The organism is Winogradskyella psychrotolerans RS-3 (assembly GCF_000427335.1).
GTDB lineage: Bacteria > Bacteroidota > Bacteroidia > Flavobacteriales > Flavobacteriaceae > Winogradskyella > Winogradskyella psychrotolerans.
The window spans coordinates 1-514 of record NZ_ATMR01000080.1; the positions used below are offsets into that span (position 1 = coordinate 1).

2 protein-coding genes are annotated in these 514 nt (G+C 57.8%); both read left to right on the plus strand.

Annotated elements, in window-relative coordinates:
- The coding region (locus tag ADIWIN_RS05425) for a PTS sugar transporter subunit IIB (RefSeq protein WP_235047037.1) at window positions 1–255 on the plus strand (255 nt) is incomplete at its 5' end.
- 44 nt (window positions 256–299) lie between these two features.
- On the plus strand, window positions 300–514 hold a 215-nt coding region (locus ADIWIN_RS05430; RefSeq protein ID WP_040756619.1), incomplete at its 3' end, for a PTS transporter subunit IIC.

Genomic DNA, 514 nt, shown 5'->3' on the forward strand with positions numbered 1-514 from the left:
TGGAATGGGAATCGGTACATCCGTTCTCCTGAAATGAATGCAGAAAAGGTTCTTCGCGCGCTCGGAGTTGACGCCGACGTCGAGGCTGCCGATATCGGAGTCGCCCGCGGTATGGCACGCGACGCTCAGATCGTGTTGACCTCCGAAGAACTCGCCCCGGAGATTGGCGACGTTCCCGCAAACGTCATTGTCATCGACAACTTCTTCGACCTCGAAGAAATCACGGCAAAGCTCAAGGCAGCGCTGCCCGAATAACGCGTCACCTTTTCGCATAACCAACCAACTCAAGGGAGAACACAATGGAGTGGCTTGTTGTAGTCCTGAATTTCATCGGACAACAGATTCTCAACGTCCCGGCCTATCTCGTCGGAATCATCACGGCAGTCGGCCTCATCGCTCTCAAGCGACCAGCCGGAGCCGTTATCGGCGGCGGCCTCAAGGCAGCGCTCGGCTTCCTGATCTTGGGTGCCGGTGCTGGCGTTGTCGTCGGCTCACTGACCCCGCTCGGCAACCT